This is a genomic window from Ruminococcus sp. CAG:330 (assembly GCF_000437175.1).
GTDB lineage: Bacteria > Bacillota > Clostridia > Oscillospirales > Ruminococcaceae > Ruminococcus_C.
In genome coordinates this window covers 1001-5916 of record NZ_FR898054.1, presented here as the reverse complement: position 1 = coordinate 5916, position 4916 = coordinate 1001, and the positions used below count along the sequence as shown (strand labels likewise).

The 4916-nt window shown below is 53.8% G+C and carries 3 protein-coding genes and 1 pseudogene; all 4 read right to left on the bottom strand.

The window, feature by feature from the left end:
- Positions 1 to 101: 101 nt before the first annotated feature.
- Positions 102 to 1442, bottom strand: a complete 1341-nt coding sequence (locus tag QZL66_RS06465; protein WP_022410916.1) for an MATE family efflux transporter — start codon at positions 1440 to 1442, stop codon at positions 102 to 104.
- A complete protein-coding gene (locus QZL66_RS06460; RefSeq protein ID WP_022410915.1) occupies positions 1439 to 1678 on the bottom strand; it encodes a hypothetical protein in 240 nt (79 codons plus the stop codon). The genes QZL66_RS06465 and QZL66_RS06460 overlap by 4 nt, the downstream gene beginning before the upstream one ends.
- A gap of 357 nt (positions 1679 to 2035) precedes the next feature.
- On the bottom strand, positions 2036 to 4372 hold the full coding sequence (locus QZL66_RS06455) for a DUF4125 family protein (RefSeq protein WP_022410914.1): 2337 nt from the start codon (positions 4370 to 4372) through the stop codon (positions 2036 to 2038).
- 14 nt (positions 4373 to 4386) lie between these two features.
- Positions 4387 to 4916 (bottom strand): annotated as a pseudogene (locus tag QZL66_RS06450) (sodium-dependent transporter); the annotation flags it as partial.

Sequence of the window (4916 nt, the reverse complement as noted above, 5' to 3'; positions counted from 1 at the left end):
TATATTTCCTATGAACACAAGCTCTAAGCGCCTGTTCTTCATTTCCATATCTCAAAAAAAGTGCATTCTTCCCTGTACTGGGAGGAATGCACTTTCGCTTATTAGAAGTAGCTGTATTTCTTGCGGTTGGCGATCAGCAGCGATGCAGTCACCAGAATCCCCAGAAATTCCGCCACAAGAATCGAGATCCAGATGCCGTTCAACTCCAGGAATATCGGCAGAACCAGCACACAGACGATCTGAAAGACCAGCGTCCGTGCAAAGGAGATCACAGCGGAAACCATGCCGTTGTTTAGCGCTGTGAAAAAGGCAGAGCCGAAGATGTTGAATCCGCAAAGCAAATAGGACAGGCTGTACAGCCGGAAGCCATGGCGTGTCATGGCGAAAAGAGCATCATCGTAGCTGACGAAGATTTTCGACAGGGGAGAGGAGAACAGTTCGCCGGCAACTGTCAGCAGAACCGCACCAATGCCCAGAATCCACAGGCTGCGGCGAAGCAGTCCGCGCAGTTCCTCCTGATGCTTTGCGCCATAGTGATAGCCGACAATGGGCGCACTGCCGATGGAATATCCCATGTAGATCGCCACAAAAATGAAGTTCACATACATGATAACTCCGTAGGCAGCGACACCGTCCTCACCGGCAAACCGCATGAGCTGGAGGTTGTACAGCGTGTTGACGAGGGACATGGAGAGATTGGTCATCATCTCTGAGGAACCATTGGAGCAGCTGCGCCAAATGGGACGCCACTCCAGCTTTGTCCTGACCAGCTTCAGCCGGCTGGTGTTAGGGCGGGAAAAGTAGAGAATGGGCACCAGTCCGCCGATCAGTTCGCCAATGGAAGTGGCAATCGCTGCACCGGCAAGCCCCCAGCGAAAGACAGCGATGAACAGAAAGTCCAGCACAATGTTAGAGATGCCGGCAGCGAGGATGACGTATAACCCAAGCTTTGGTTTTTCCGCCGTGATAAAAAAGCTCTGGAACATGTTTTGCAGCATGAACAGCGGCAGCGTACAGACGAGGATTCTCGCATACAGAACGCAGTATTCCAGCATGGCGCCGTCTGCTTCCATCAGTCGTGCAATGGGACGAATCAGACAGAAGCTAATGGCTGCCAGAATTGTGCCAAGGAGAAGCGCTGTATAGATTGTCATGGAAAAGTATCGGTTGGCACGTTCGCTGTCGCCCTCTCCGCAGGTCTTTGCGACCAGCGCACTGCCGCCGGTTCCCAGCATGAACCCAATAGAGCCGATTGCCATGAGCAGCGGCATAATCAGATTGACTGCTGCGAACGGCGTTTTCCCTACATAATTGGAGACGAAAAATCCATCCACCACGCCGTAAATCGAAGTAAAGATCATCATAATGATGGAAGGAAAGACAAAACGAAGCAATCTTGGAATGGTGAAATGGTCGGAAATCTGAATGCGGGATTTTGTCATTGCAATTCCTCCTTTTGCAGGTTGGCGGTGCGCTGCTGCAGCAGCCGGATGTATTTTTCCAGGAGGGCGATCAATTGTGTCTGTTCCGGATCGTCCATCTCTGCCAGCACCGCCTGTTCTGCCAGATAGATTGGACGAACACGGTGCTCCTGTATCTTCTTGCCTGCCGGAGTGAGATAGATGTGTTTCTCTCTGCCTTTTCCCGATTCCAGCCAAAGAAAGCCCTGTTTCTCCATTTTTTCAGAGCAGAGTTAATGGTCTGCTTGCTGGTCAGCGCCAAGTTGCAGATATCCCGCTGCAGGCAGCCATCTCCCAGCACACAGAGGGTGTAATAAATGTCCATCTCACTTGGAGATAATTCCTGTGCAGCTGCCAGCTGGTAATATGTGGCATCCATCTCTTTGTACAGACGGATAAACTGTAACTGTAATTCCGAAACAGTCATTGTAAACCTCCATTGTCCGATTTCGGACTTATAATGAAAGCCATTATACCATATCCCCGCCGAAATGTCAAGAAAAATAGTTGCATGCAAAAAAACTGCCGTTCCATGACAGATGAAACGGCAGTGTGAAAATGATTCTATATGAAGCTTATGAAAACAGCTGGCTGCTTTTCCGGTACGCCTGTTCTGCGGATTCCAGCGAATCGTATCCGTACTCCCGCACGGTTTCCGCCATGGTCAGGCACGCCAGATTTTCACCCGCCTGATGCAGGGAGACCACCCATCTGCCGTAGCCGTACAGTATGTCAAAGGGATAGACGGACAATTCTCCACGGAGGTAGGTTTCGTAGGAGGTTTGCGCTTTGGAATCTTCTGCGGTGTGAATGGTTCTGGCCTGTTTGGTGAGATAGGGATACTTTGCCGCAAATTCCTCCATCCACGGAATCTGAATGGCGATAATCGCCTCCCGCAGCTGGACAAACTCCGGTGTCAGCGGCGGCAGCTGATCTGCGAAAGCGGCATATTTCTCCGGGTCTGTGTGTTCCATCATACGGGCGTACTTTTCCATGATGAGGTTTCTGCCGGATGCCTTTGCCGTTTCGAATGCAGCGAGCCATTCTTCCAGCAGTTCTTCCGGCCACGGCAGATATTGGCTGCGGCGCATAATGCGGCGCATAATGGAAAACGTCTCCCAGTCGTCTTGGCAGGCAGCACGCCCGCCGATGTTTTGAACGGTGTCAAATGTCTCAAATTCCAGCCGTGCCAGACGTTCCACGGTGGCACGGTGTGTTTCCAATGCCTGAGCCTCTGCGGCAAGTTCTCTTGCCATGTCGCCCAGATATTCCGAGGGTTTTTTTGAAGTCATTGCAGCAATCTCCTTTCCCATGCGGCTGCATATGGCGGTGATGTGCGCACTGCCGGAAGTTTCCGCCGACGGCAGAAGCAGCTGGCGAATCTCCTCTGCCAGCCACGCACCGCCTTCTAACTCCGCCGTGCTCCGCAGCAGCCACTTTTCATAGGGTGCATATTTCCGGCGGAGCAGATGCCACGCAAGCATGGCGTTCCGGCAGAACTCCGCCAAGTAAAGCTGTGCTGTGGCAAGATCGCCACGGCTGCGCATGCGGGAATAGTTGTACTGTCCGCACTGCGCCATGCGTCCGGCAGCCTGTGCCAGCAAACGCAGCCGAACCTCCTCCGGATATCCCAGCGCAAGCCTGCGGCGGTATGCGGTAAATGTTCCGGCATCATCCCGAAAGATCGCACCGCTGCAAGCGGCAGCCAGCATGCCATCCGGGATCGACAGCCACTGGGATTCCGTTTCCGGCACGCCATCCGTTCCCAAAAGGCGCTGGAAAAAGGCACGTATCCGGCAGACGCCAACCCGACCATCTGCCTCCGGCGTCTCCTGTCTTGTCACGCCGTAGTAACTACGGGGGAGCGTGGCATAGGCATTCCGCAGCTTCTGTACCGATTCCGCCGGTATGTCGTCCGGCACCCAGATACAGAAGCCGGCGCCGAAGTCGTGATCTCTGGAATTGGCATCATCATATCCCAGACACTCCGAGCCTTCCCCGGCAAGCCCGATTGCCAGCTTGGGAAGAAGTTCCGGAAATTCCCGTTCCAGCATTGGTGCGCCAAACGCCAGATAATAGCGCCGGCACAGTTCCAGTCCGGAGAGTTTCGGACGTGATGTCCCCATTGCTGCGTAGGTTCGGCGGAGCTTGTCCAGCACGATCTCATAGAAGTTGTTCTGCCCCATGTGCAGTTCAATTTCCGAGAGTGCCTGTTCGTAAGAATCCGCTGCTCTCTGGTATTCCTTTTTCTGCCAGTAGGCATCGCCAAATCCGGCGAGCGTGGCGCTATAATGAAAGTCGGAGGGAGCACATCCGGCGAGGATTCGGTCTGCTTCACGGAGCAGTTCCAGCGCCCGCTCAGTCTGGAAAAGCTGAAGCAGAGATACGGCAAGGTTGGTGCTGGAAATTGCCACCCGCACCTCATTATTCGGTTTGCTTCGCACCAGCGTCAGTGCCGTTTCCAGACAACGGCACGACTCATTCCACTGCTCCGTCTCCTGATAGAGCAGTGCCAGATTGTTCCAGAATCCGGCGACACGGTCGTCATCCGGCGGCAACAGCTTTTCATAGAGATGCTGCACCGTATCATAGGCGGAAAATGCCGCATCATACTGTCCGGCGGCACGGTAGGCGTTGGCACAGTTCAGCAGCGTTGTCGCATAGGGAATTGTTTCTGTCTCGCTGGCATTTTCAAAGAGCGCCCGTGCGCACGCAGCCGTTTCCAGCATCTCCGGAAAACGGCCGCAGTCCCGATAGAATCCCATCTGCTCATTGCGCAGCGTCTTTTCTGTGTCCGTATCGCCGGATGCCTGCGCCTGTGCGACAGCGTCTCGGAGAAATTGTTCTGCCTCGGCTAGTTTGCACCGGTGCAGCAGTTCGTCCAGCGTTTGCAGCGTCTGCGAAATTTCCATACCTTACACGACCTTTATTTTGCCAGTTTCGAGGGAGATTTTTTGCGGGAGAAGGATGCCCAGAAGATCAGCGCCAGCAGTGCTGCGGCGAACAGCATCCAGGCGCAGAATACCGGCAGGCTCTTCTGCGAGAATGTATCATAGTAGCCCTTGAGGTAGATCAGGCATACCAGCGCCGGCAGAGCATAGGTCATATAGCCACGAATCCACGCCGGCAGTTTCGAACCGGAACCGGTGTTTACCTCGTTCAGGAATGCATCCCATCCCCAGCCGTTTTTGCGAACGCAGAAGAGCACATAGGTCAGCGATCCGAGCGGCAGAATGTTGGAGGACACCAGGAAATCCTCGGCATCCATGATGGTGCTTGTACCGCCCATAGGGTGGATACCGGAGAGCACGTTGAATCCAAGAATCGCCGGAACAGACAGCACGAAAATCAGCACCAGATTGACCAGCAGGGACTTTTTCCGACTCCAGTTTCCCAGCTCCACGGTCATGGTGATGATGTTTTCAAAGACAGCGATTACTGTAGAGAGTGCAGCGA